Origin of the sequence: Vibrio coralliilyticus, from assembly GCF_024449095.1 — a bacterium.
In the GTDB taxonomy this organism is placed as follows: Bacteria; Pseudomonadota; Gammaproteobacteria; order Enterobacterales; family Vibrionaceae; genus Vibrio; species Vibrio coralliilyticus_A.
In genome coordinates, this window is record NZ_CP024627.1 from 829,938 (window position 1) to 854,587 (window position 24,650).

The 24,650-nt window shown below is 45.2% G+C and carries 22 protein-coding genes; 20 read left to right on the plus strand and 2 right to left on the minus strand.

The window, feature by feature from the left end; all coding sequences use genetic code 11:
* Position 1: 1 nt before the first annotated feature.
* The 6 genes from CTT30_RS03790 to dacB all read left to right on the plus strand — a co-directional run bounded on the left by CTT30_RS03790 (position 2) and on the right by dacB (position 5,986).
* A complete protein-coding gene (locus CTT30_RS03790) occupies positions 2-1,912 on the plus strand; it encodes a heme lyase CcmF/NrfE family subunit (RefSeq protein ID WP_252036079.1) in 1,911 nt (636 codons plus the stop codon).
* Between the two features lie 34 nt (positions 1,913-1,946).
* Positions 1,947-2,426: a DsbE family thiol:disulfide interchange protein gene (locus CTT30_RS03795; RefSeq protein ID WP_252036080.1), complete on the plus strand. Its 480-nt coding sequence runs from the start codon at positions 1,947-1,949 to the stop codon at positions 2,424-2,426.
* Positions 2,423-2,851: a cytochrome c-type biogenesis protein CcmH gene (locus CTT30_RS03800; RefSeq protein ID WP_252036081.1), complete on the plus strand. Its 429-nt coding sequence runs from the start codon at positions 2,423-2,425 to the stop codon at positions 2,849-2,851. The genes CTT30_RS03795 and CTT30_RS03800 overlap by 4 nt, the downstream gene beginning before the upstream one ends.
* Before the next feature lie 106 nt (positions 2,852-2,957).
* Positions 2,958-3,416, plus strand: a complete 459-nt coding sequence (locus tag CTT30_RS03805; protein WP_239876348.1) for a DUF2919 domain-containing protein — start codon at positions 2,958-2,960, stop codon at positions 3,414-3,416.
* Positions 3,417-3,494: 78 nt separating this feature from the next.
* Positions 3,495-4,397 carry a Dyp-type peroxidase gene (locus CTT30_RS03810; RefSeq protein WP_252036082.1) on the plus strand — a complete coding sequence of 301 codons (903 nt, stop codon included), beginning with the start codon at positions 3,495-3,497 and terminating at the stop codon, positions 4,395-4,397.
* 158 nt (positions 4,398-4,555) lie between these two features.
* On the plus strand, positions 4,556-5,986 hold the full coding sequence (gene dacB, locus CTT30_RS03815) for a serine-type D-Ala-D-Ala carboxypeptidase (protein ID WP_239876350.1): 1,431 nt from the start codon (positions 4,556-4,558) through the stop codon (positions 5,984-5,986).
* Here the strand turns inward: dacB and CTT30_RS03820 are convergent.
* Both CTT30_RS03820 and tyrS read right to left on the minus strand, forming a co-directional pair.
* Positions 5,965-6,810 (minus strand): magnesium transporter, encoded by an 846-nt coding sequence (locus CTT30_RS03820; RefSeq protein ID WP_239837604.1) that lies wholly within the window; start codon positions 6,808-6,810, stop codon positions 5,965-5,967. The two genes, dacB and CTT30_RS03820, sit on opposite strands and share 22 nt — an antisense overlap.
* Positions 6,811-7,200: 390 nt before the next feature.
* Positions 7,201-8,388, minus strand: a complete 1,188-nt coding sequence (gene tyrS / locus CTT30_RS03825; protein ID WP_239837605.1) for a tyrosine--tRNA ligase — start codon at positions 8,386-8,388, stop codon at positions 7,201-7,203.
* Between the two features lie 128 nt (positions 8,389-8,516).
* On the opposite strand from tyrS, the gene shyC reads away from it, so the two are divergent.
* From shyC to fliG, 14 genes are all read left to right on the plus strand, one after another.
* Positions 8,517-9,803, plus strand: coding sequence for a peptidoglycan DD-endopeptidase ShyC (gene shyC / locus CTT30_RS03830; RefSeq protein WP_252036083.1), 1,287 nt, complete (start codon positions 8,517-8,519; stop codon positions 9,801-9,803).
* A 157-nt stretch (positions 9,804-9,960) separates the two neighbouring features.
* Complete coding sequence (locus CTT30_RS03835) at positions 9,961-11,094, plus strand: flagellin (RefSeq protein ID WP_252036084.1); 1,134 nt, start codon at positions 9,961-9,963, stop codon at positions 11,092-11,094.
* Positions 11,095-11,341: 247 nt separating this feature from the next.
* Entirely contained in the window at positions 11,342-12,475 is a 1,134-nt protein-coding gene (locus CTT30_RS03840; RefSeq protein WP_239867556.1) for a flagellin, read from the plus strand.
* A gap of 228 nt (positions 12,476-12,703) precedes the next feature.
* The gene (locus CTT30_RS03845) at positions 12,704-13,837 is read left to right on the plus strand and encodes a flagellin (RefSeq protein ID WP_239837609.1); all 1,134 of its coding nucleotides are present in this window, start codon (positions 12,704-12,706) and stop codon (positions 13,835-13,837) included.
* A 70-nt stretch (positions 13,838-13,907) separates the two neighbouring features.
* Positions 13,908-14,336 carry a flagellar protein FlaG gene (gene flaG, locus CTT30_RS03850; RefSeq protein WP_239837610.1) on the plus strand — a complete coding sequence of 143 codons (429 nt, stop codon included), beginning with the start codon at positions 13,908-13,910 and terminating at the stop codon, positions 14,334-14,336.
* A 20-nt stretch (positions 14,337-14,356) separates the two neighbouring features.
* Complete coding sequence (fliD, locus tag CTT30_RS03855; RefSeq protein ID WP_239837611.1) at positions 14,357-16,381, plus strand: flagellar filament capping protein FliD; 2,025 nt, start codon at positions 14,357-14,359, stop codon at positions 16,379-16,381.
* Complete coding sequence (locus tag CTT30_RS03860; RefSeq protein ID WP_239867559.1) at positions 16,365-16,688, plus strand: flagellar protein FliT; 324 nt, start codon at positions 16,365-16,367, stop codon at positions 16,686-16,688. The genes fliD and CTT30_RS03860 overlap by 17 nt, the downstream gene beginning before the upstream one ends.
* A 12-nt stretch (positions 16,689-16,700) precedes the next feature.
* Positions 16,701-17,111 carry a flagellar export chaperone FliS gene (gene fliS / locus CTT30_RS03865; RefSeq protein WP_239837613.1) on the plus strand — a complete coding sequence of 137 codons (411 nt, stop codon included), beginning with the start codon at positions 16,701-16,703 and terminating at the stop codon, positions 17,109-17,111.
* Positions 17,112-17,367: 256 nt separating this feature from the next.
* Complete coding sequence (locus CTT30_RS03870) at positions 17,368-18,831, plus strand: sigma-54 dependent transcriptional regulator (protein WP_239837614.1); 1,464 nt, start codon at positions 17,368-17,370, stop codon at positions 18,829-18,831.
* Between the two features lie 122 nt (positions 18,832-18,953).
* The gene (locus tag CTT30_RS03875; RefSeq protein WP_239867562.1) at positions 18,954-20,015 is read left to right on the plus strand and encodes a sensor histidine kinase; all 1,062 of its coding nucleotides are present in this window, start codon (positions 18,954-18,956) and stop codon (positions 20,013-20,015) included.
* Positions 20,015-21,415 (plus strand): sigma-54-dependent transcriptional regulator, encoded by a 1,401-nt coding sequence (locus CTT30_RS03880; protein ID WP_239837616.1) that lies wholly within the window; start codon positions 20,015-20,017, stop codon positions 21,413-21,415. Before CTT30_RS03875 ends, CTT30_RS03880 begins: the two co-directional genes overlap by 1 nt.
* A gap of 98 nt (positions 21,416-21,513) precedes the next feature.
* Positions 21,514-21,825: a flagellar hook-basal body complex protein FliE gene (gene fliE, locus CTT30_RS03885; protein WP_252036085.1), complete on the plus strand. Its 312-nt coding sequence runs from the start codon at positions 21,514-21,516 to the stop codon at positions 21,823-21,825.
* Positions 21,826-21,901: 76 nt separating this feature from the next.
* A complete protein-coding gene (gene fliF / locus CTT30_RS03890) occupies positions 21,902-23,590 on the plus strand; it encodes a flagellar basal-body MS-ring/collar protein FliF (protein WP_275658410.1) in 1,689 nt (562 codons plus the stop codon).
* Positions 23,583-24,641, plus strand: a complete 1,059-nt coding sequence (gene fliG, locus CTT30_RS03895) for a flagellar motor switch protein FliG (RefSeq protein ID WP_239837619.1) — start codon at positions 23,583-23,585, stop codon at positions 24,639-24,641. Before fliF ends, fliG begins: the two co-directional genes overlap by 8 nt.
* Positions 24,642-24,650 lie beyond the last annotated feature (9 nt).

Genomic DNA, 24,650 nt, shown 5'->3' on the forward strand with positions numbered 1-24,650 from the left:
TATGCTGGGTGAGGTTGGACATTTTGCTCTGGTCTGGATTGCGGTTTCCAGCTCCATTTGTGCGTCAAGCTGGGCTTGGCGTCGCTATTCAGGGCAAGAGCGGCCATTCTCTCTCATCGGAATGGTCAGGCTTAACGGGGTATTGGCCTCGTTAAGCCTCGTGATCCTCGCGATATTATTTGTCTCGGATCGATTCGAGTTCGATTATGTTGCCACTCACTCCAACACGGATTTACCCACCTTTTTCAAGTTGGCCGCTGTTTGGGGAGGGCATCAAGGCTCAATGCTATTTTGGGTGTTTACACTTAATCTATGGGCCAGCTTAATTTCATTAATTCGACATTCTCATGTTAAATATTTCGAGCATGTGCTGTGGGTGATGACTCTATTCGTTGCCGCTTTTTCTTGGTTTACGTTACTGACTTCTAACCCTTTTACTTATGCGCATACCTTATTGGAGCAGGGCAGGGATCTTAATCCAATGCTTCAAGATGTCGGATTAATTTTTCATCCACCATTGTTGTACCTCGGTTACATTGGTTACTCCACTGTGCTGGCATTTGCCTTGGCAGCGTTGATGCAAAAACCGTATGACAACCAATGGGTCATACTATGTAAACCTTGGGCGATCTCTGCTTGGATCTTTCTTACTCTAGGGATATTGCTTGGCTCATGGTGGGCTTACAATGAGTTAGGATGGGGGGGATGGTGGTTCTGGGACCCGGTTGAAAATGCGTCATTGCTTCCATGGTTAACGGGCACGGCTTTGCTGCACAGTATGCTTGCGTCTAGACGTCATCAACAGTTAATTGTGTGGACACTGACGCTGGCTTTAGTGACCTTTAGCCTTAGCATTTTAGGGACCTTTGTGGTGCGTTCTGGAGTATTGACGTCTGTCCATGCTTTTGCTGTCGATCCGGGAAAAGGAATCGCGCTTTTGGCGATGTTGGCAGTGACATTACTTGCCTCTTTGTCTCTGCTGATTGAGCGTAGCGATGCCATTCAGAGCGAAAAGTTGACAGCTATTCTCAGTCGATCTTATCTGGTATTGATAGCCATTGGCCTGCTGGTGATAGCAACTTTTACCGTTTTTCTAGGTACTTTCTATCCGATGATTTATGAATTCATACAACGAGGTTCAATATCGGTTGGAGCCCCCTATTTTAATACTCTGTTCTTGCCGCTCACAGTATTAGCGCTAGCAGCGATGGGTTGGGTGCCATTTTTAAAATGGCAGTGTGGATTAGCCAGTTCACGGCGGCGTATTATTACATTCGTGGTTGTTTCTCTGTTGTTTGGCGCTTGTCTGTATTTCATCCAAGTAGATCGGCTGTCCGTGCCTGCCTTGCTGGTGTGGGGGTTGGCGTTCTGGGTAGTCTCTGGTCATATCTGGTTATTGGTTCGCTCGCGCAAGCAGGCTTTCATGGTGCTTGCCCATATCGGGTTAGCCATCAGTGCGATAGGGTGTGTGATGAATGCCGAGCATTCTTCTCAATTGACTCACAAGCTAGGGCCAGGAACGCTTGCTGAGTTTCATGGCGGGAAGATAGAGTATATAGAAACGAACTGGCGAGTAGACAAAAACTATACCGCAGAACAAGCCGTGTTACGTTTTACTGACTCGCAGGGAGAGGTGTATGAGTTCAAGCCTGAACGTCGCTACTATCCTGTCCGGGTGATGAACATGAGTGAGCCTTCGGTTAAATCGACCTTGCTAGGGGACTATTATGTAACATTGGCCGCTAAAGTGGATAAGGAAAACTACGCAGTCAAAGTTCAGTATAACGCTTATATCTGGTGGATATGGGGTGGTGGCATACTCGCGATATTTGCGGCACTGCTCCCTTTGTTCTCGATATGTGGTAATAAGATAGTGAGTAAAAATCGGTACGATGTTATCCAAAAAACATAAATACTTACTTCTGTTCACCTTGCTGGTGGGCTTTATGGCGTTATTGGGTTCGGCATTAAGCGAAGATTCCAACCGAGAAAGCTACGCTGTGGTTCGAGGGTTCCCTGAGCAAAAGGTGGAGAGGTTGATGGGTGGTGAACCAGCAGAAACAAAAGCCTTGTTTCAGTCCGAGTATCAGCTGGTTAATGTTTGGGCTTCGTGGTGTAGCATTTGTCGCTCAGAACATGCATTTCTAAATCAACTGAGCCAACAGGGTATTACCATTATTGGGCTTAACTATCGAGATCAGAAAAATGCAGCAGAGCAGTACTTACATCAGTTAGGTAACCCCTATCGAAGTGTGATTTATGATCCTAAAGGGGTGCTCTCTATTGATTTGGGCGTTGTAGGAACCCCGGAAACATATTTGGTCAATCGAGCCGGTGAGATCGTGTATAAGCATTCTGGGCTGTTGAGTACGAGTAGCTGGCAGAGAAAGTTTGCGCATTTTTTTGAATCGGAGACACAGCAATGAGAATGTTGTTTGGGCTGCTTTTGATTCTGATTTCTCCGAACGTAACAGCCTCGGGCCAAGACATCTTTATGGGGGTGCCTGACGAGCAAGTGTCTCAGGTGGAACTGTTTGAGTTTCATTCACCGGAGCTTCAGGATAAGGCATTACGTTTGGCCAAGTCTCTGCGCTGCCCTCAGTGTCAAAACCAAAACTTAGTTGAATCTAACTCTCCTATTGCCAAGGATTTACGCCTGATCGTATTCAAAAAGATTAACCAAGGTGAGAGTGAGCAATCGGTCAAAGCGTTCATGACAGAACGATACGGTAAATTCGTTTTGTACAAACCTGAGTTTAATGTTGCTAATGCACTGCTTTGGTTGGCTCCTGTATTACTGCTTTTACTGTTTGTGGTCAGTTCAATAAGGCGGATACAAAAGAACGCTTAAAGGGTGTGTACTTTTTGCCATTACATCACAAAGTTAATCTCTAATAGAAAAATGCGTTAATTGGTATAAAGTGGAGAGTAATTTTTCTAACCATAGTGGTTCGTTTGTGCGATACGCTTTAGAGCAATATGATAAACATGGTTTCCTCAACGCACCTAAATGGCTCTGGCTGGGCTGGATGTTCTTGGCTAAAGCTTGGATAGTATTTATCGTTGCGGGTGCGAGCCGAGAAAACGGCGCCAAAATACTCAATATTGTTTACCCCGATCATTCGATGCTGTACTTAGGCTTAGCGATGGGGCTGCCCAGCATTTTATTAATGTGGATGATCAGTTTGCGTAGCCCTGAGCGGCAATGGGTCAGTCATTTGGTGGGATGGGGAAAGGGGATCACCTTATTGGCGATTGGCGGCCAGTTTGTCCAGACCCTGTATCATGTTTATCTTGAACATGGTGCTTTTCATTGGGCTAATGCTGCTACCTTATTACTCTTATTGTGGTTTGCGATGTATGTCTATAAAAGCCGTAGCGTACGTGACTGCTTTTCCCTCCCACCATCGAATTGATCTGACGATGAACGTTATCAATGCACCTAAAAGAAAACACTATACACAGCGCAACTACGTCAATGTGAGGACATCAAAATGACCACCCCTCAAACTGCTATTCTTCCTGAATCGGGACCTTTCGCTCAATATACTTTGTTTAAAGTTATCCAAAACCATGCGGCTGTTTTAGAACAGATCCAAGCACTACCACTGCTGGCTGACGAACTTAACCAACAACAGCCGGGGGCGGGGTTAACATTGTCTATCGCTTTCACTCAATCTTTTTGGTCACGGTGTGATGTAGCAATGCCAAGTGAGCTGATCGAGTTTCCTCAACTTGGAACAGGTAAGACGGTTGCTCCAAGCTCTGAGGTGGATGTGTTGATTCACTGCCATTCGAATCGCCATGATTTGCATTTTTATTTGTTGCGCCAGTTTTTGGCTCAAGCATCGGACAATGTCGCTATCGTTGATGAAACCTATGGCTACCGCTACCTAGATTCCCGCGATCTGACAGATTTTGTCGATGGCACAGAAAACCCGAAAGAGGCCCAGCGTGAGCAAGTGGCAATTATCCCTGATGGAGCGCTAGCAGGTGGCAGTTATGTGATGGTGCAGCGCTTTGTTCATGATTTACCTTCTTGGAGCCGACTCAATGTATCTGCACAAGAGAAGGTCATTGGGCGAACTAAGCCAGACTCGATTGAACTTGACGATGTACCGGCCGCTTCCCATGTTGGACGTGTAGATATTAAAGAAGAAGGTAAAGGCTTGAAAATTGTGCGCCATAGTTTACCTTACGGCAGCGTGTCAGGTGAGCATGGTCTGCTCTTCATTGCCTATTGCAATACGCTTCACAACTTTAAAGTCATGCTAGACAGTATGTATGGCGAGACCGATGGCAAAACTGATCAGCTGCTGCGCTTTACAGAAGCAGTGACAGGGGCGTACTTTTTTGCACCATCAATGGAGTTGTTGCAGGCCCTCAAACTTAAGTAGCTAGATAAAAGGTAATAAAGCCCGTTTAAAGCTGCTCATCAAACGATTGTTAGGTTTTCAGCCCAGTGTCTTTTGGGCGGTAATAGGCTAGCTTATAGCGGGCGCTTTTTTTACTGGTTATACTGCTTTCTGTCTTTTCTATCTCACGGCGCCTTGCTATGCAGCTTTTCAAACGGTCTCTGTTCGTTCTTATCTCTTTGTTCTCATTGCCCTCTTTCGCGTATACACCTGTAGCCCAGTTACCTGAGGGCAGCAGAGCGGCTCTGCTTGTCGAATCACTTGTTGAACAAGACACGTTAATTGATACGCATAATCGCGAGCTTTTTTTCCCCCCTGCGAGCACATTGAAGCTTGTTACCGCCTTAGCTGCAAAGTTGGAGTTAGGGGATCAATTTCGCTTTGAAACACAGCTCAAGCGGGTGGGTAAAGACATCGTCATCCACTTTTCAGGAGACCCCACTCTGACGACTGAGGATTTAAAGCAATTGTTTGTCGTCGCGAAAAGAAATGGGCTTCGCCATATTGAAGGTGATATATGGTTGGATAACAGTGCCTTTACCGGATACGATCGCGCTGTCGGCTGGCCATGGGATATTTTAGGTGTTTGCTATAGTGCACCTGCAACTGCAATTTCTCTTGATGGTAACTGTGTTCAAGCCTCCATATATACTCAAGATGATGGCGATACTCGCGTTTATGTGCCTGAACATTTCCCCATCTACGTAACCACTCAGGCGTTGAGTGTGAGTAAAGACCAACAAGAAAGTACTCAGTGTGACCTCGAACTTATTTCCTCCCCAGATAATCACTATCAGCTGCAAGGTTGTTTAACTAAACGGATCAAACCTCTACCGTTAAAATTCGCAGTACAAAACCCAGAGCTTTACACTCAACGTATGTTAAATAATGTGTTAAATCAGCTCGATCTCTCTTTTAAAGGTTCTGTTCGTGTTGGCATGCCAAAACATACTGAAAGTGATGTTCTACTCGCTACCCACAGTTCGTTACCGCTCTCCAAGCTACTTGAAACCATGCTGAAAAAATCAGACAACTTGATTGCGGATAATCTGACAAAAACACTCGGGGCGAGATTTTATATTCAGCCGGGCAGCTTCAGTAATGGGACTCAAGCCATTAAGCAAATTATCTTCTCCAATACAGGGGTAGATCTTGAGTCTACTCCTTTGGCTGATGGATCTGGCTTGTCACGCAACAATCGCTTCACCAGCCATGCCATGGCGAAAATTTTGCGCTATATCTGGCTCAACAACGATAAGCTAAAGCTGATCGAATTAATGCCAAAGTCTGGTGAATCTGGCACGCTCAAATATCGTCGAAGTATGCGCAAAGCTCCAGTGAAAGGGGCGTTTATTGCAAAAAGTGGCTCACTTTACGGAAGTTATAACATGGCGGGATTCGGTTTAGACCATTCAGGAAAACCATCGACGTTATTTGTACAATATGTAGCAGACTACCTGCCACCAAAGAAAAAGAGCGATGGCAAACCTACCATCGCTGCTATCACTCAATTTGAAACTCTGTTTTATAAAGACATCGTTAAGTTCAGTCAGGCAATACCTAAGAAGTGATTCACAACCGTAAAGTAAACCCACATTCCTGATATATCGACAATCGATGCTAACACTGGGCTCACCAACACAGCAGGGTCCAGCTTAAATGCCCTCGCTAGGATGGGTAACAAGCCGCCTAAAGTTGTCGACATTGTGACCTGAATAAACAGCGCGATAGCAATCGCTAATGCGATACTCGTAAGTGCAAAACCTCCCGTTGATGCCCCATCACTAAAGAGCATCACTCTGCCGACAATGACCAAAGCGATTGCTAAAGCCAAACAGAGCGCCACGCGGCTTTCTTTCCAGAATACTGCTAACCATTGGCGCTTTTTCAACTCTCCTGTTGCTAAAGCCCGTATCACCAAAGTCGCTGCTTGAGTCCCAGTATTGCCTCCTGCCGCTGCAATAACAGGCATGTAAACTGCTAATAGTACCAGTTGACTTAATGTATCTTCATATTGAGCAATGATTAGCCCAGAAACTATGCCCAGTAGCGCTAAAGCAATAATCCAGCCGATACGCTGTTTTACGTGCCCCAAAACTGAAGTCCGTAAATAGCTGTTGGATGTTTCCACTTCAGAGTGAATTAAGCCTAACCGATGCGCATAATGCCGTGCCAGCTTGTCATGGCCCTCGTTTTCCAGCACTGACATTAATTGTTGGACATAACCAATTGAACAGTGGTGCAAGATAGCCACCGCCTCTTCAATCGACATTACCGTCAACAAGTGAACTTGCTGGCTTTGTTCGTATTGCAGAAATGCATTACGAGCTGCCCCGATTTCTTCTGATGAAAAGTGCGGGGTGTTTTCAATGTATGTATTGCTCATTACCGTCATGGCGAATCTCCCGATTGGCAGTAGGTAACGACCATCAAGTTACAGAACGTACAACACGCCAAACGCATACTGAGTATGAGCCTGTAACTGAGTTCTAGAAAGGAAGGAGAAAAATTAGAGATAGCTTTAGAAAAGAGTCACTCTGCCACTTAGGCAGAGACGAAGAACGCCAATACCGAAGTGGGGTTATTTTTCTCCCTTCATACTAGGAGGATGGTCGGTATTGTTCATAAAAATCTCCGAATAAACTGCCAGTTTGGCAGCGCGGGCATGATAACAAACCCCAAAATTTTTTACAGTCAATTTAATGAAAAAAACACGGGTTATTAGTCAAACTTATCGTATAAAAAAAAGCGCCAATGTGGCGCTTTTCATCGCTTTAATCAGAGCTTATTGCACGGTAATACGAGCAAATTTACGCTTACCAACTTGGAATACATAAGTCCCAGCTTCTGGGGAAAACTTAGAATCGGCAACTTTCTCACCATCAATCTTTGCAGCCCCTTGTTTAACCATGCGCATCGCCTCTGAAGTTGAAGCGCACAGCCCTGCTTCTTTCAAAATATTACTCACAGGAAGACCGGCATCAAAAGCAAATTCTGGCATTTCATCAGGAATTTGGTTCTTAGCAAAACGATTGACGAACTCTTGTTCTGCCGCATCTGCATCAGCTTCGCTGTGGAAGCGAGCAATAATCTCTTTCGCTAGAGCAACTTTAACATCACGTGGATTCTTACCTGATTCTACCCCCGCCTTGAGCGCTTGAATCTCTTCAAGAGGACGGAAAGACAGAAGCTCGTAGTAACTCCACATCAAATCATCGGAGATTGACATGATCTTACCGAACATTTCACTTGGCGCTTCGCTGATACCAATGTAGTTGTTGGCAGACTTAGACATTTTCTTTTCACCGTCTAGGCCAACAAGTAATGGCATCATAAGAACTGTTTGCGGTTTCTGCCCATTAGCTTTTTGCAGTTCGCGACCCATTAACAGGTTAAATTTCTGGTCGGTACCGCCTAGTTCAACGTCGGTTTCCATTGCAACGGAGTCCCAGCCTTGGAGTAATGGATACATAAACTCATGAATAGCAATCGGCTGACCACCGGCGTAACGCTTTTTGAAATCATCACGTTCCAGCATACGTGCAACGGTCTGGTTAGCAGCAAGGCGAATCATGCCTTCGGCACCTAATTCAGACAACCATTCAGAGTTAAATTGAATTTTGGTTTTCGCAGGGTCTAGAATTTTAAATACCTGCTCTTTGTATGTTTCAGCATTACGCAGTACATCTTCACGGCTTAGTGGTGGGCGAGTGGTGTTCTTACCCGTTGGATCACCAACCATTGCTGTAAAGTCACCAATAAGGAAGGTAACTTCATGACCTAGCTCTTGGAACAAGCGTAGCTTATTGAAAATAACCGTGTGGCCTAGGTGAATGTCCGGAGCAGTTGGATCGGCACCCAATTTGATACGTAGAGGACGATTTTCTTTTAGCTTTTCAATCAGCTCTTCTTCTGGAATTAGCTCTTCAACGCCGCGTTTAATCTCGGCCAGTGCAGCTTCAATGCTCGCCATTCTTGTTCACTCCCACAGATTTGGCAAAAATTTGGTAATTTCCCATCTTACTTGAATAGCGATGCTTTTTGAAACCAGTTAGACTAAACAGCTGACTATTTTTACTGAATTTTGTAGAACGAACATAAATGTTGTCTATTTTCGCTCGACTTCCATGGATGCACCGAGCCTGTATCACCTTATTTAGTGCATTGATTGTCATCGCGCTGTTTCTACCATCACCTCAAGATCTCAGACCGGACGAAAAACGATATAAGGTCGGAGAGCACTATCCTATTTCTATCAATGCGGATACATTGGTTTCTTCGCGTTCTGAAAATACGACAGCAGCGTTACGCTGGGAGAAACATACCATAGGTTCTGGTGACAGCATGGCATTGCTCTTCCAACGTGCGGGTTTGTCATCTCGGCTTCTCTATGATCTCACGACTACCAGTGATGAAATTAAACGACAGCTGACTCGTGTCCGACCTGGTGATTCATTTCAATTTGGCTTTGATACCAATAATCAGTTGGTTCAAATTCAACGTCAGCTCAGTGCCTACGAAACCTTTTTGATTACCCGTTCAGATAAAGGCTTTACTTCATCGCTAGACAAGAAGGAAGTGCATTACCAATACAACTATGCAGAGGCCGACATTACGTCTAACTTCTGGAATGCAGGTGTGGGTGCTGGTTTGACGGCCAACCAGATCATGGAACTGGCAGGTATTTTTGGTTGGGACATTGATTTCGCTCTTGATATCCGCAAAGGAGATCATTTTGAAATTCTTTATCAAGAGCGTGTGGTCGAAGGGGAAGTTGTTGGACGTGGCAAGATTATTGCGGCGATTTTTACTAACCAAGGCGATACTTTCAAAGCAATTCTCAACGATAAAAATGGCAACTACTACGACGAGAATGGCCGTGCAATGAAGAAAGCATTTTTGCGCTCGCCCCTCGATTTCCGCCGGGTGTCGTCAAACTTTAATCCGCGTCGTCGTCATCCTGTCACTGGTAAGGTGCGCGCACATAGAGGCACGGACTACGCAGCTCCAGTTGGAACCCCTATTTGGGCGGCAGGCGATGGTATCGTACAAAAATCCAGTTACAACCAATTCAACGGTAACTATGTGTTTATCAAACACAGCAATACCTATATCACCAAGTATTTGCACTTAACTAAACGTAAGGTGAAAACAGGCCAAAGAGTGAAACAAGGTCAAACAATTGGTACTTTAGGTGGTACAGGGCGAGTGACAGGTCCACACCTGCATTACGAGTTTTTGGTCAACGGCGTGCACAAAAATCCAAGAACCGTTAAATTACCGCAATCTAAGTCTCTGACTGGAAAAGATAAAACGACCTTTATCGCCAATGCTAATTTGAGGCTGAGTAAACTTGAGCGTTATGGCGATCTACTTGCGACCCGATAATTCACTCAATAAATGAACCTTATTTGAATGCTATGACAGCAATGGTATCCGTTTAATTAAGAGAAAATGCTCGTTTTTTTTGGCTGTGAAAGGCTAAAGAAAATGGGCTTAGGCCGATATAACAAGTAATCCTATTAAAGAGTGACTATCTACTGTTATGGCCATCACTGTTAATACCAACGTATCAGCAATGACCGCTCAGCGTTATTTAACCAATGCGACGGACATGTTGAATCAATCTCTGGAGAGGCTATCTTCAGGGAATCGAATTAATAGTGCTAAAGACGATGCAGCAGGGTTGCAGATCTCCAATCGACTTGAGTCTCAGATGCGTGGTTTGGATGTGGCGATGCGTAATGCCAACGACGGCATCTCGATTATGCAGACCGCTGAAGGCGCCATGAATGAGACGACCAACCTTCTTCAACGTATGCGTGATCTTTCACTACAATCAGCGAATGGTTCAAATAGCCGAGCAGAAAGAGACGCATTACAGGAAGAAATGGCCGCTTTGAATGATGAATTGAACAGAATTGCCGAAACGACCTCTTTTGGTGGCCGAAAGTTGCTCAATGGCTCATTCACTAGTTCATCTTTCCAGATTGGTGCTAGCTCCGGTGAAGCGGTTCAAGTCTCACTGAAAAACATGCGGTCGGATAGCTTGGATATGGGAGGTTTTAGTTATATAGCCGCGGAAAAAACAGGCAGTAATTGGCAGGTTTCTCAAGGCAGTCAGATGTTGGTAATGGAGTACACTAACGCCCAAGGTCAGCAGGAGTTAATTCAAGTTGAAGCCAAAGTGGGTGATGACATTGAAGAACTGGCTACCTATATCAACGGCCAAACCGATAAAGTCTCGGCGTCTGTAAATGAAGAGGGGCAGTTGCAGCTCTTTATGGCAGGCAAAGACACTTCAGGCACCCTTTCTTTTTCTGGCAGCCTTGCTACTGAGCTTCAAATTGGTCTCGTTGGGTATGAAGCGGTTGATAACTTAGATATTTCCAAAGTGGGTGGTGCCCAGCGGGCTGTCTCTGTGATAGATACTGCACTTAAGTATGTCGATGGTCACCGCGCTGAATTGGGAGCAATGCAAAATCGCTTTAATCATGCAATTAATAACCTTGGGAATATCAATGAAAACTTGGCTGCATCGAATAGCCGTATAAAGGACACCGATTATGCCAAGGAAACCACCCAAATGATTAAGCAACAGATTTTACAGCAAGTTAGCACATCAATTTTGGCACAGGCTAAACAGCAGCCCAACCTTGCCCTTACTTTATTGGGTTAATTATCAAAAAAAGAAAATACTATCGACTGAGTCAGATAAAGCTTTAGCAAAAATAAACGGTTTTCTTTGTGTTTCTTTGATTTGGTCAATTTTTCCTCTCTTAACACACTTTTTTCAAAAAAAATGAAAGAAAGAGCTCAAGATTTTCGAGATTGAGCCGTTAATAAAAGTAACTTTGAGAGAACTACTTTGGTTTTCCGAGACGTCGGAAACCGGTTACATCGGAAAATCAAACGGAGAAATCACCATGGCAGTGAATGTAAACACTAACGTCGCAGCAATGACAGCACAGCGTTACCTAAATAGCGCGAACAATGCACAACAAACGTCAATGGAACGTCTATCTTCTGGCTTTAAAATTAATAGCGCTAAAGATGACGCCGCAGGTCTACAGATCTCTAATCGTTTGAATGCGCAAAGCCGCGGTCTAGATGTTGCAGTACGTAACGCGAATGACGGTATTTCTATCGCGCAAACTGCTGAAGGTGCGATGAATGAAACCACAAACATCCTGCAACGTATGCGTGATCTTTCGCTACAATCTGCGAACGGATCTAACTCTAAATCAGAGCGTGTTGCGATTCAGGAAGAAGTGACAGCATTAAATGACGAACTTAATCGTATCGCAGAGACAACCTCTTTTGGTGGTAATAAACTACTAAACGGTACTTATGCGACGAGATCTTTCCAAATTGGTGCCGATAACGGTGAAGCGGTTATGTTGACGTTGAACAACATGCGTTCAGACAACGTTGGCATGGGTGGTACAAGCTACCAAGCTGCAAATGGTAAAGATAAAGATTGGACCGTACAGGCCGGTGCAAACGACCTCGCTATCACATTGACGGATATAGATGGTCAACAGCAAACTATTAATATCAATGCGAAAGAAGGTGATGATATTGAGGAGCTAGCGACATACATCAATGGTCAAACTGATATGGTTAAAGCATCAGTGGACGAAGAAGGGCAATTGCAAATCTTCGCTGGCACAGACAAAGTCGAAGGTGAAGTTAGTTTTGGAGGCGGTCTGGCTGGTGAGCTAAGCATGGGCCAAGGTCAAGCAGTGACTGTGGATAGCATTGACGTAACATCAGTGGGTGGCGCTCAAGAGTCTGTGGCAATTATTGACTCGGCACTGAAATATGTAGATAGTCACCGTGCTCAACTGGGCGCGTTCCAAAACCGCTTTAGCCATGCAATCAGCAACTTAGATAACATTAACGAGAATGTGAATGCATCTAAGAGTCGAATCAAAGACACAGACTTTGCGAAAGAAACAACAGCATTGACTAAGTCTCAAATTCTTTCTCAGGCATCAAGTTCGATTCTTGCTCAGGCGAAACAAACGCCAAATGCAGCTTTAAACCTTCTTGGCTAAGTCTGAAAACCTTGAAAAAAATCCAGCTTCGGCTGGATTTTTTTGTATGTATAATTCATTGATTTTAAACATTTTTGTTGTTTTATTATGCCTGTCACAGACATTTTTTTAAAAATATCTCTAAAGGATATATTTTCTCCGCCGTTAAAAGACTGAGAGAAATGAGATGCACCAAAGTGAGGTGAGAGTCGCTGAAGTGCATCACCCTTAATGCCTAAGGAGATCAATATGGCAATTAACGTAAACACCAATGTGTCTGCGATGACTGCTCAGCGATACCTTAATGGTGCTGCTGACGGCATGCAGAGATCGATGGAGCGTCTATCATCGGGTTACAAAATAAACAGTGCTCGTGATGACGCTGCAGGCCTGCAAATTTCCAACCGTTTAACATCGCAAAGTCGTGGCCTAGACATGGCGGTGAAAAACGCAAACGACGGTATCTCCATTGCCCAAACTGCTGAAGGTGCAATGAATGAGACAACCAACATCCTTCAACGTATGCGTGACTTGTCGCTGCAATCGTCAAATGGTTCGAACTCACGTTCGGAGCGAATTGCGATTCAGGAAGAGGTGACAGCGCTTAACGACGAATTAAACCGTATCGCAGAAACTACCTCGTTTGGTGGTAACAAATTGCTTAATGGTACATTTGGTAGTCAGTCATTCCAGATCGGTGCGAGTTCAGGTGAAGCAGTGATGCTCACTATGGGCAATATGCGTTCAGATACTTCAGGAATGGGTGGTAAAGCTTATATTGCGCAACAGGGTAAAGATAATGATTGGACCGTCTCTCAGGGTTCAACCGATCTGACTCTGGACTATACTGATGTACATGGGGAAGCGAAACAGTTAACCATAAATGCTAAGGTGGGTGACGACATCGAGCAGCTTGCGACCTATATCAATGGTCAAAGTGAAGACGTGAAAGCGTCGGTCGGTGAAGAAGGTAAACTACAGTTGTTCGCAGCGAATAACAAAGTAGCAACTGACGTTACCATTGGTGGTGCATTAGGCGGTGACATTGGGTTTGGTGCCGCTGAGAATAAAACGGTAGCCGATGTTGATGTATCTACGGTGGCGGGCTCACAAATGGCGGTTTCCGTTATTGATGGTGCTTTGAAAACAGTAGACAGTCAGCGTGCGGAGTTGGGTGCGTTCCAGAACCGTTTTAGCCATGCGATCAGCAACTTGGATAACATCAACGAGAACGTTAATGCGTCTCGTAGCCGTATCCGGGATACCGACTATGCAAAAGAAACGACTCAGATGACTAAGTCGCAGATTTTGCAACAAGCAAGTACCTCGGTACTGGCGCAGGCAAAACAATCACCATCAGCAGCTCTTAGCTTGTTAGGTTAATCGATAGGTTCGAGCGAGCTTATTGGTCGGTAACAGGATTACCAACCTATAAGGTGGAAGGGAGATTGTTATGGAAATACCATCCTACACATCGAACGTCCAGCCTTACGGCTCAGAAAGTGGCACTAAATTTGCTTCAAAATATGATGGTGCACAGCAAGTTTCCTCACGAAAAGAACAGGTATCTACGTCCGAAGTCAGGGAGCAAGCCGCAGAAGCTGTTAATCAAGCTATAGAAGCGTCTCAGCAACGTGAAAAGCTTAATAGGGAAGAGCGGCAGCGGATGGTTCAGCAAATGAATGAGTTTATTTCATCCATTAATACTGGCCTATCTTTTCGAGTCGATGAAGAGTCGGGAAGGGATGTAGTGACTATTTATGAAGCGGATACTGGCGATATCATTCGTCAGATACCCGATGAGGAAATGTTAGAAATACTGCGACGCCTGAGGGATCAGACAGCCCGTTATTCATCGGGGCTGTTGAACCAGACGGTTTGATCGTATTTTGAGGTGATTGAATGAGCTTTGGCCCAGTAGGGATGAATTCTGGCATGGATATCAATGCCATGGTCAGCAAAATTGTCGATTCGGAGCGTGTGCCTAAGCAGCAACGTATCGACAATGAGCGTGACAAAATTGATTCCAGTATCAGTGCCTACGGGCGGCTCAGAGAGTCGTTGGATACGATGAAAAACTTGATGGCGAGCTTTCGTCAGGAGAAAGCTTTCGCCGCAAGAAAGGTAGAGTCTACGGATGATACCGTTGTTTCTGCGACGGCAACCACTGAAGCTATCGCTGGTAGATATGCTATCGATGTGTTGCAGCTTGCCCAAAGCCATAAGATTGCGTCTGATGTATTACCGGAAGACGCAAAGTTTGGCCCGGGTAAGCTGCAGATTTCTCTTGGTGATAAAAAGTTCACTATAGAGGTGCAGGAAAACTCAAAACTGATTGATATTGTTCGCGGTATCAATGGTAGCAAAACCAATCCCGGCGTTCGGGCATCGGTTATCAACGATGTCGAAGGCCCTCGACTTATCGTTGCGTCAAGCAATTCTGGTGAGCAAAACGCTCTCAAACTGAGTGTTGAATCAGCGCCAGACAACCTTCTGAAAAGGCTTGAATACAAAACTCTAGAGCAACGAGTTAAAGATCTTGAGCAAGCCCGTGCTGCTGCGCAGGATTTGCTCAAACCTCTTACACCAGAAGAGCAAGAGATTGCTGACCGCATTGCTGAGAACAATGTCAAAGCGGCAAAGGTTGTCGATCAAGAGATTGCCGACAGCTCTAAACAAGCGGCAATTGCCGCTGATCCGAATGCGGCTAAAGATGCCAGTGCTGGTAACGAACTTTCAGATGCAGCAGCTGCAGCGGCCGCCGCCGCTGGTGCGGAAGCCAATAAATACCTCAAACCCGAAGAGCGCATTCCTGGGTGGACTGCAACTGCTTCAGGTACTCTGCTCGATTCTTACTGGGAGCCAGAACCTCAACTTGATGCCAAAGCGCTGGAAAAAGCACCAGATATCCCTGGTTGGAGTATCACGGCTTCAGGTACATTGACAGACTCTTATGTCACGCCAAAAGAAGCGCAGGCGGCATTGGATGCTCGACAAGCAGAGATTGAAAATAAGCTGGCTCAGGAAAAAGCAGCCCTTGAAGCGAAAGTACTAGCGGGCGAACTGACTCCAGAACAAGCGAAAGAGCTTGAACGTGCCAAACTGCCTAAAGAAGAAAGGGAATATTTAGAGCGTATTGATCAAGCACAAGCGGATCTTAAATCTGCTCAAGAGTCTTTTGATGCTTACCGCGGTATGACTCAAGTTCAAGCAGCGCAGGATTCTAAGGTGTTGTTGGATGGTGTGGCACAATTATCGAGTGATAACAACATCATAGAAGATGCTATTGAAGGCGTTGATCTGACCCTTAAAGGCCGCTCAGAGCGAGGAAAAACACCTTCGGAAATTGATATTGAATATGATCGTCAAGGCGTTCGTGATGATATTGAGCAATTCGTTGCCGCGTATAACCAATTTTATCAGGTCTCCCAAGAGTTATCTGGAGTCGACCCTAGAACTGGAGCTGCTGGTCCATTAGCGGGTGACAGCGTCGTGCGCAGCGCGGATTCTCGCTTAAAATCTGTTTTTTCATCCGATGTGGAGCCAGCTCCTGATGATTTAAAAACCTTGACTGAGTTTGGTATTACCACGACGCGTCAGGGAACGCTGGAGATTAACTATGAGATGTTGGATCGTCAGTTAAATAATAACTTTAATAAGTTGGAAGACTTTTTTGGTGGGAACCAAGGTTTTGCGAAAAAAGTCGAAGATGCGATTCAAGGGATTACGGGGGTGACTGGCTCAATTCGCACTCGTGAGCGTAGTATGGTGGAACAAAATTACCGCCTTGAAGATGATCAGGCGTCTTTGGATCGCCGTATGGAAAGTCTAGAGAAACGTACACACGCCAAATTTACGGCGATGCAGGATGCAACGAGTAAGATGCAGTCCCAATTAGCAGGTATGATGAATGCACTGGGTGGATGATTTTTTGGCACAAGTCGCATTTTTAGGTGATATTGATCACGATATTGTAAGTGGTCTTTCATCAGCAGACATTAATACTGAAGAAATCGTTGAACTGGTCGATAAAAGGGAACAGATATTGCTAACCTTGATCAGTACTATTAGTGAGCACCAAGAGTTAGCTCAGTTGCCAGAATGGCAGAGTGCTATTAAACGCACTCAGTTGACTGTCGAGATGATGCAAAAGAAAACGACTCAACTTGGCAGTAATTTGAAGAAGTACCGCTACGGCAATAAATCGGTGCAGCAGTACAAGAAATTTATATAAAAGAGGATTGTTATGCGTGGTTCATTACAGGCTTACAAGAAGGTATCGGTAGATAGCCAGCTCAGTGCTGCCTCCCCGCATAAAATTGTTCAGATGCTGATGGCAGGGGCTATCGAGCGATTAATTCAGGGCAAAGCGGCAATGGAGCAGGGGAATATACCTGTCAAAGGTGAGAGGCTGGGTAAAGCCCTAGACATCATCATTAGTCTACGTAGCTGCCTATCTATGGATGATGGTGGTGATATTGCTCAGAACCTAGATCAGTTATACGAGTTCATGATCACCCAAATAACTGAGGCGAATCACAAGAACGATCCTCAACCTCTAGATGATGTGATTGAGATCATTCGCGAGATTAAATCCGCTTGGGAACAGATTCCGCCTGAATACCATAACCTGACTGCAACCGATGTTGGAATTTAAGCGATAAGTTAAACTTATAAGGTTGTATTGAAATATCTTGCATAAAAAGCTTTTGGGCAAACGTCACATCACCTAATTGCTTGGTTGCCTTTATTTTTTTATCAAATAGAATAGAAGCCACTTAGTAGCCTAGTGGCTTATTTTGTTGCTGAATTTTATGAATTGTTTATCACTAATCCTGTTCTATAGTTAAATTAGTGTTAGAGACAGAAATAACAGCCACAACGTTTCAAGATAAAGGCAATAATTCTCACCTATGCAAGGTTTAGCAAAGCTGCTCGTAATTGAAGATGATGCTCAAGCGCGCATCAATCTGAGTAATATATTAGAATTTGTCGGAGAGCAATGTGAGGCGATAAGTTCCGCGCAGCTGAACGACGTTAACTGGTCAGATGTGTGGGCTGGATGTATTGTCGGTTCGCTGCAAAATAATCACTTTTCAACTCAATTGAGTTCTCAGCTCTCTCAGGCAAATCATATTCCTTTACTTATCGCGGGAACGCATTCTTATCCAGTTGAAGAAATGACGAATTATGTTGGCGAACTGGAATATCCTCTTAATTATCCCCAGCTAAGTGAAGCGCTGCGTCATTGCAAGGACTTTCTAGGCCGTAAAGGCGTCAATGTATCTTCTTCGCGCAAGAACACTCTGTTTCGCAGTCTAGTGGGACAAAGTATTGGCATTAAAGAAGTTCGCCACCTGATTGAACAGGTCTCCGCCACTGAAGCAAATGTGCTTATTTTAGGCGATTCCGGTACCGGCAAAGAAGTCGTTGCTCGTAATATTCATTATCACTCTGCTCGTCGAAATGGGCCATTTGTACCAATTAACTGTGGAGCTATCCCACCGGATCTTCTTGAAAGTGAGTTGTTTGGCCATGAGAAAGGTGCTTTTACTGGAGCGATAACGTCTCGTAAAGGGCGCTTCGAACTTGCGGAAGGTGGGACACTATTTCTTGATGAAATCGGCGATATGCCAATGCCGATGCAGGTTAAGTTGCTCCGTGTACTTCAAGAAAGATGTTTTGAGCGAGTTGGTGGTAATACTACGATTAAAGTCAATGTGCGTGTCATCGCGGCCACTCATCGCAACTTAGAAACCATGATTGATGATGAGTCGTTCCGTGAGGATCTCTATTATCGCTTAAATGTGTTCCCAATCGAGATGCCTGCGCTACGCGATCGTATTGAAGATACTCCATTGTTGTTGCAAGAGCTGATGACGCGTATGGAAGCCGAGGGCGCTCAGCCAATTTGCTTTACACCGCGAGCGATCAATTCATTAATGGAACATGACTGGCCGGGAAATGTACGAGAGTTAGCCAACCTTGTTGAGAGAATGATTATTCTCTATCCGAATAGCTTGGTTGATGTTAACCATTTGCCAACCAAGTATCGCTATAGTGATATTCCTGAGTTTCAGCCTGAATATAACGTGTTTGCTTCAGTTGAGGAGCAAGAACGTGATGTATTGCAGGACATTTTCTCTGAAGATTTCAGCCTTGATGAAGCTGATGGTTTACACGAAAACTCCAATACTCCGCAGGAATTGCCTCCTGAAGGGGTCAACCTTAAAGAGATGTTGGCAGAGTTAGAGATCAATATGATCAACCAAGCTTTGGAAGCTCAAGGTGGTGTTGTTGCTCGTGCTGCTGACATGCTTGGTATGCGTCGAACCACGCTAGTGGAGAAGATGAGAAAGTATAATGTGCAGCGGTAAGTTGCATAATATCGGCGCTGTCAAAATATCGACTGTACATTAAGTGTCTGAAAATTATATAAAATAGCCTGGCGTGCTTCTTGCATTTCAGGCTATTGTAGTTTTTAAGGCAGAAATACGACATGGACTCAGCCCAAGCGATCATGAATCAGCAACCGCTAGGAACTCTTGAAGAACAAGTTGAACGTTATAAGCAGGTATTAGATGTGATGCCGGCTGGTGTGATTTTGCTTGATACTCAAGGTGTTGTTCACGAGGCAAACCCAGAAGCGCAGCGTTTATTGGAAATGCCGCTAATTGGACAGAAATGGTTTGAAGTTATCCAACAAGCTTTTGCACCACGTGAAGATGATGGCCATGAGATCTCGCTTCGCAACGGTCGTAAAGTGAGGCTGGCGATCTCAGCTTCCACGACTGGGCAATTGATCCTGATTACAGATTTGACGGAAACCCGCCTATTACAATCTCGAATCAGTGATTTGCAGCGTTTGTCTTCCTTAGGTCGTATGGTGGCTTCATTAGCGCACCAGGTCAGAACACCTCTTTCCAGTGCGATGTTGTACGCCTCAAATTTGGGGGCGCCAAATCTACCTCTCGCAACCAAAGATCGTTTTCAAAGTAAGCTGATGGATCGTCTGCATGATCTTGAAAAACAGGTCAACGATATGTTGTTGTTTGCGAAAGGAGGCGACAACAAAGTGGTCAAGCCTTTTACCATTTCAGAGTTGGTTTCAGAGTTCTCTCCTATGGTGGAAACGGCACTGAAAAATAGCCAGATTGATTATCATCTTGAAGTGGAAAAAGAAGAGACACAATTGTTTGGCAATGCGAATGCGGTGGCATCTGCACTGAGCAACTTGGTGATGAACGCAATTCAAATTGCGGGTAAACAATCACAAGTTGATGTTTTTTTCCGTCCGGTAAACAACGAATTGAAGATCTCGGTACAGGACAGTGGCCCAGGTGTACCGAAGGAACTACATAATCAAATAATGGAGCCTTTCTTTACCACACGCTCCCAAGGCACAGGATTGGGTTTGGCAGTTGTGCAAATGGTATGTCGTGCTCACGATGGAAGGTTAGAACTGATTTCTGAGGAAGGTGATGGTGCATGTTTTACCATCTGTATTCCTTTAGAGCGTACTCCGCAAGCTGATCACGATGTAATGACAGGAGAAGGATAATGGCACAAAGCAAAGTACTAATCGTAGAAGATGATGAAGGTCTACGCGAAGCCTTGGTCGATACCCTAGCACTGGCTGGATATGAGTGGTTGGAAGCGGATAGCGCTGAAGATGCCTTAGTCAAGCTTAAGGCGCATGAGGTAGATATTGTCGTCTCTGATGTGCAAATGGCGGGCATGGGTGGTCTGGCACTGCTGCGCAATATCAAGCAGCATTGGCCAAACTTACCTGTATTACTGATGACGGCGTACGCCAACATTGAAGATGCGGTCTCAGCTATGAAAGATGGCGCGATAGACTATATGGCTAAGCCATTTGCGCCGGAAGTGTTACTGAACATGGTAAGTCGTTATGCGCCGATCAAATCTGATGATAATGGCGATGCCGTTGTTGCCGATGAAAAAAGTTTAAAGCTGTTAGCAATGGCAGACAAAGTGGCGAAAACAGACGCTAGTGTAATGGTCTTGGGGCCGAGTGGCTCTGGTAAAGAAGTGATGTCGCGCTACATTCATAACGCATCAAACCGTAAAGATGGCCCATTTGTGGCGATTAACTGCGCTGCCATTCCAGACAATATGCTGGAAGCGACTCTTTTTGGTTATGAAAAAGGCGCTTTTACAGGCGCTGTTCAGGCGTGCCCAGGTAAGTTTGAACAAGCACAGGGGGGCACTATTTTGCTGGATGAAATCAGCGAGATGGATTTAAACCTTCAAGCTAAGTTATTGCGTGTTTTGCAAGAACGTGAAGTTGAGCGTTTAGGAAGCCGAAAGAGTATCAAGCTTGATGTTCGAGTTTTGGCCACCAGTAACCGAGACCTAAAGTTGTATGTTCAGGAAGGCAACTTCCGAGAAGATTTATACTATCGCCTGAATGTATTCCCGTTAGCGTGGCCAGCGCTTTGTGAACGCAAAGGCGATATCGAGCCTCTAGCTAATCACCTTATAGAGCGTCATTGCAAGAAGCTTGGTCTACCTGTCCCAACCCTTTCAGCGAGTGCAATGAATAAGTTACTGGCTTACTCTTGGCCAGGAAATGTCCGTGAGCTTGATAATGTCGTTCAGCGTGCATTGATTCTTAGTGAAAATGGTAACGTAGGGAGTGACCATATTTTACTTGAAGGCTTAGATTGGCAAGATGCGGGTAGCTTACAGCATGTTGTTGAAACAGGTGAAATCACTGCGCCCAATATTAAGCCAATCGCTGAGCCTGACAATGCGTTTGCCTCTAGTGCAGGCCTTGGTGGTGAACTGCGAGAGCAAGAATATGCCATTATTCTCGAGACTTTGGCTGAGTGTAACGGTCGTCGAAAAGAAATGGCTGAAAAGCTAGGTATTAGCCCACGTACATTGCGCTACAAGTTAGCCAAAATGCGTGATGCGGGGATTGATATTCCAAACTAACGTGTTATTTTCGGCGCTCACATTGATATGGCATGTAGATTGCAGCGTCATAGTTATAGCAATAATTGTAGTCAAAGAGTTGACGTCCGAGGTGTTCAATGAGAGTTGATGGTTTTCAAAGCGAAATGCAAGCAATGATGTTCGAAGCAGCGAACACTAAACCTGCCGCAACTGGTCATACAGTGGGAGCGGATTTTGGTGACTTGCTCAACAATGCCATCAATAACGTGAATGGATTATCAAAAACGTCAGGCAATTTACAAATGCGATTTGATCGTGGTGATCAGGATGTGTCTCTTTCTGATGTGATGATTGCCCGCAATAAATCCAGTGTGGCCTTTGAGGCAACGATTCAGGTACGTAACAAGCTTGTTGAAGCGTACAAAGAATTGATGAACATGCCAGTTTAAGTGATAGGTATAGTCTGTGGCAGAGCAAAATCAATCAACGGATCTTGCAGTATCGGATGGTGGTCCTGATACCGCGATGGTTGCAACATCAGAGATGGATACTGATGTTCAGAACCCAGATTTGGACGAGCAAAGTACATCCAAATTTGATATGGCAGTGGGGGATCTGGATCTCCTTCGACAGGTTGTCCTAGTTCTTTCTATTTCAATCTGTGTTGCCTTGATTGTGATGTTGTTTTTCTGGGTAAGAGAGCCGGAAATGCGTCCGCTTGGTGCTTATGAGACGGAAGAGCTGATTCCCGTTCTCGATTATCTAGACCAGCAGAAGGTCAACTATAAACTGGACGGTAATACCATCTCTGTTCCATCCAGTGAATACAACTCCCTCAAGTTAAATATGGTTCGTGCCGGCTTAAACAATGAAAAGCAAGCTGGCGACGAAATACTGATGCAAGATATGGGATTTGGTGTTTCCCAACGTCTAGAGCAAGAACGGCTCAAGTTAAGCCGTGAGCGCCAGTTAGCCAAAGCCATTGAAGAGATGACACAAGTACGCAAAGCACGAGTGTTACTGGCATTACCAAAACAAAGTGTCTTTGTTCGTCACAACCAAGAAGCTTCGGCGTCGGTATTTTTAACCTTGCGTACTGGAACCTCGCTTAAACAGGAAGAGGTCGACTCTGTGGTTGATATGGTGGCTAGTGCTGTTCCAGGTATGAAACCCACTCGAATTACCGTCACTGACCAACATGGTCGATTGCTCAGCTCTGGTTCGCAAGACCCAGCTTCGGCTGCACGCCGTAAAGAGCATGAGCTCGAGCGTAAGCAAGAACAAGCACTGCGCGATAAAATTGATTCTGTCCTTATCCCGATTCTTGGGTTTGGAAACTACACCGCACAAGTAGATATTCAGCTGGATTTCAGTGCGATAGAGCAAACGCGTAAGAGCTTCGACCCGAACACCCCTTCGACTCGAAGTGAATACACACTGGAAGACTATAATAATGGTAACGTGGTGGCGGGTGTACCGGGTGCGCTGAGTAACCAACCTCCGGCGGATGCGTCCATTCCGCAAGACGTAGCTCAAATGAAAGATGGCTCTTTAATGGGCCAGGGTTCTGTGCATAAAGAAGCCACACGTAACTTTGAACTGGATACAACAATCAGTCACGAACGTCGTCAGTCGGGGATTGTTAATCGCCAAACGGTCGCTGTCGCGATAAAAAACCGTGCATCTGTTAATCCAGAGAGTGGTGAGACGACTTATCAACCTCTGTCGGATGCTGAGTTACAGTCAATTCGCCAAGTGCTGATTGGTGCGGTTGGTTTTGATGAAAGTCGTGGTGATTTACTTAATGTGTTGAGTATGCAGTTTGCTGAACCTGAAATTGAAGTGCTAACGGATGTCCCTCTCTGGGAGCACCCTAACTTCAACGATTGGGTGCGTTGGTTTGCAAGTGCGTTGGTTATCATAGTCGTTGTGTTGGTTCTAGTTCGCCCAGCCATGAAGAAATTGCTCAACCCTGCTTCGGATGACGATGATGACCAACTATACGGACCAGATGGGTTGCCAATTGGTGCTGATGGAGAAACCAGCCTGATTGGTGGAGATATGGATGGTGGCGAGCTGTTTGAGTTCGGCTCTAGCATTGACTTGCCTAACCTCCATAAAGATGAAGATGTGTTGAAAGCAGTTCGTGCGCTGGTTGCTAACGAGCCAGAACTGGCGGCACAAGTAGTGAAGAACTGGATGGAAGATGCCTAACGAAGTCGTACCACAGGGAGAAGGCGGTGGCGAAGTTGTAGACAACACCGTGGATATAGAAAGTATACCGGGCGAAGAGCGCGCGGCGATCCTCTTATTGAGTTTAAATGAGGAAGACGCTGCCGGTATCATTCGTCACTTGGAACCGAAACAAGTACAACGCGTTGGTAGTGCTATGGCTCGCGCTGCTGACCTAAGCCAAGATAAGGTCGGTGCGGTACACCGTGCTTTCTTGGAAGACATTCAAAAATACACCAATATTGGTATGGGCAGTGAAGACTTTATGCGTAATGCCTTGGTTGCTGCCCTTGGTGAAGATAAAGCCAATAATCTTGTTGACCAAATACTGCTTGGAACAGGCTCGAAGGGCTTGGATTCACTTAAGTGGATGGACCCGCGTCAGGTTGCCAGCATCATTATCAACGAACACCCTCAGATTCAAACTATCGTACTGTCTTATCTAGAGCCGGATCAGTCTGCGGAAATCTTGTCTCAGTTTGCTGAGCGTGACCGTCTTGATCTGATGATGAGAATTGCCAATCTAGAAGAAGTTCAACCATCGGCTTTGGCGGAATTGAATGAAATCATGGAGAAACAGTTTGCGGGTCAAGCAGGTGCTCAAGCTGCCAAGATTGGTGGTCTGAAGGCTGCTGCGGAAATCATGAACTACATGGACAATAATGTAGAAGGCATCCTGATGGAGCAAATTCGCGATCAAGATGAAGACATGGCCACGCAGATCCAAGACCTTATGTTCGTATTCGAGAACCTCATCGAAGTCGACGATCAAGGTATTCAGAAACTACTGCGTGATGTTCCACAAGATGCGTTGCAGCGCGCACTTAAAGGTGCCGATGATGCTCTGCGTGAGAAGATCTTTAAGAACATGTCTAAACGTGCCGCTGAGATGATGCGTGATGATCTTGAAGCTATGCCACCAATTAAAGTCTCTGATGTGGAAGCGGCACAGAAAGAAGTATTGGCTGTGGCCCGTCGTATGGCAGACTCTGGTGAGATTATGTTGGGCGGCGGCGCAGACGAATTCTTGTAATTTGAAGTA

What these genes read in the sequence shown, in the direction of transcription:
- tyrS (WP_239837605.1), bottom strand. Translation starts at nt 8,388, where the DNA reads ATGGCGAGCATTGAAGCTGCACTGGCCGAGATTAAACGCGGCGTTGAA.
- CTT30_RS03810 (WP_252036082.1), top strand. Translation starts at nt 3,495, where the DNA reads ATGACCACCCCTCAAACTGCTATTCTTCCTGAATCGGGACCTTTCGCT.
- CTT30_RS03870 (WP_239837614.1), top strand. Translation starts at nt 17,368, where the DNA reads ATGCAAGGTTTAGCAAAGCTGCTCGTAATTGAAGATGATGCTCAAGCG.
- CTT30_RS03840 (WP_239867556.1), top strand. Translation starts at nt 11,342, where the DNA reads ATGGCAGTGAATGTAAACACTAACGTCGCAGCAATGACAGCACAGCGT.
- CTT30_RS03835 (WP_252036084.1), top strand. Translation starts at nt 9,961, where the DNA reads ATGGCCATCACTGTTAATACCAACGTATCAGCAATGACCGCTCAGCGT.
- CTT30_RS03875 (WP_239867562.1), top strand. Translation starts at nt 18,954, where the DNA reads ATGGACTCAGCCCAAGCGATCATGAATCAGCAACCGCTAGGAACTCTT.
- CTT30_RS03790 (WP_252036079.1), top strand. Translation starts at nt 2, where the DNA reads ATGCTGGGTGAGGTTGGACATTTTGCTCTGGTCTGGATTGCGGTTTCC.
- CTT30_RS03860 (WP_239867559.1), top strand. Translation starts at nt 16,365, where the DNA reads ATGCACTGGGTGGATGATTTTTTGGCACAAGTCGCATTTTTAGGTGAT.
- CTT30_RS03845 (WP_239837609.1), top strand. Translation starts at nt 12,704, where the DNA reads ATGGCAATTAACGTAAACACCAATGTGTCTGCGATGACTGCTCAGCGA.
- fliG (WP_239837619.1), top strand. Translation starts at nt 23,583, where the DNA reads ATGCCTAACGAAGTCGTACCACAGGGAGAAGGCGGTGGCGAAGTTGTA.
- CTT30_RS03820 (WP_239837604.1), bottom strand. Translation starts at nt 6,810, where the DNA reads ATGACGGTAATGAGCAATACATACATTGAAAACACCCCGCACTTTTCA.
- fliD (WP_239837611.1), top strand. Translation starts at nt 14,357, where the DNA reads ATGAGCTTTGGCCCAGTAGGGATGAATTCTGGCATGGATATCAATGCC.
- CTT30_RS03880 (WP_239837616.1), top strand. Translation starts at nt 20,015, where the DNA reads ATGGCACAAAGCAAAGTACTAATCGTAGAAGATGATGAAGGTCTACGC.
- fliF (WP_275658410.1), top strand. Translation starts at nt 21,902, where the DNA reads ATGGTTGCAACATCAGAGATGGATACTGATGTTCAGAACCCAGATTTG.
- fliE (WP_252036085.1), top strand. Translation starts at nt 21,514, where the DNA reads ATGAGAGTTGATGGTTTTCAAAGCGAAATGCAAGCAATGATGTTCGAA.
- flaG (WP_239837610.1), top strand. Translation starts at nt 13,908, where the DNA reads ATGGAAATACCATCCTACACATCGAACGTCCAGCCTTACGGCTCAGAA.
- CTT30_RS03795 (WP_252036080.1), top strand. Translation starts at nt 1,947, where the DNA reads ATGGCGTTATTGGGTTCGGCATTAAGCGAAGATTCCAACCGAGAAAGC.
- CTT30_RS03800 (WP_252036081.1), top strand. Translation starts at nt 2,423, where the DNA reads ATGAGAATGTTGTTTGGGCTGCTTTTGATTCTGATTTCTCCGAACGTA.
- dacB (WP_239876350.1), top strand. Translation starts at nt 4,556, where the DNA reads ATGCAGCTTTTCAAACGGTCTCTGTTCGTTCTTATCTCTTTGTTCTCA.
- fliS (WP_239837613.1), top strand. Translation starts at nt 16,701, where the DNA reads ATGCGTGGTTCATTACAGGCTTACAAGAAGGTATCGGTAGATAGCCAG.
- shyC (WP_252036083.1), top strand. Translation starts at nt 8,517, where the DNA reads ATGTTGTCTATTTTCGCTCGACTTCCATGGATGCACCGAGCCTGTATC.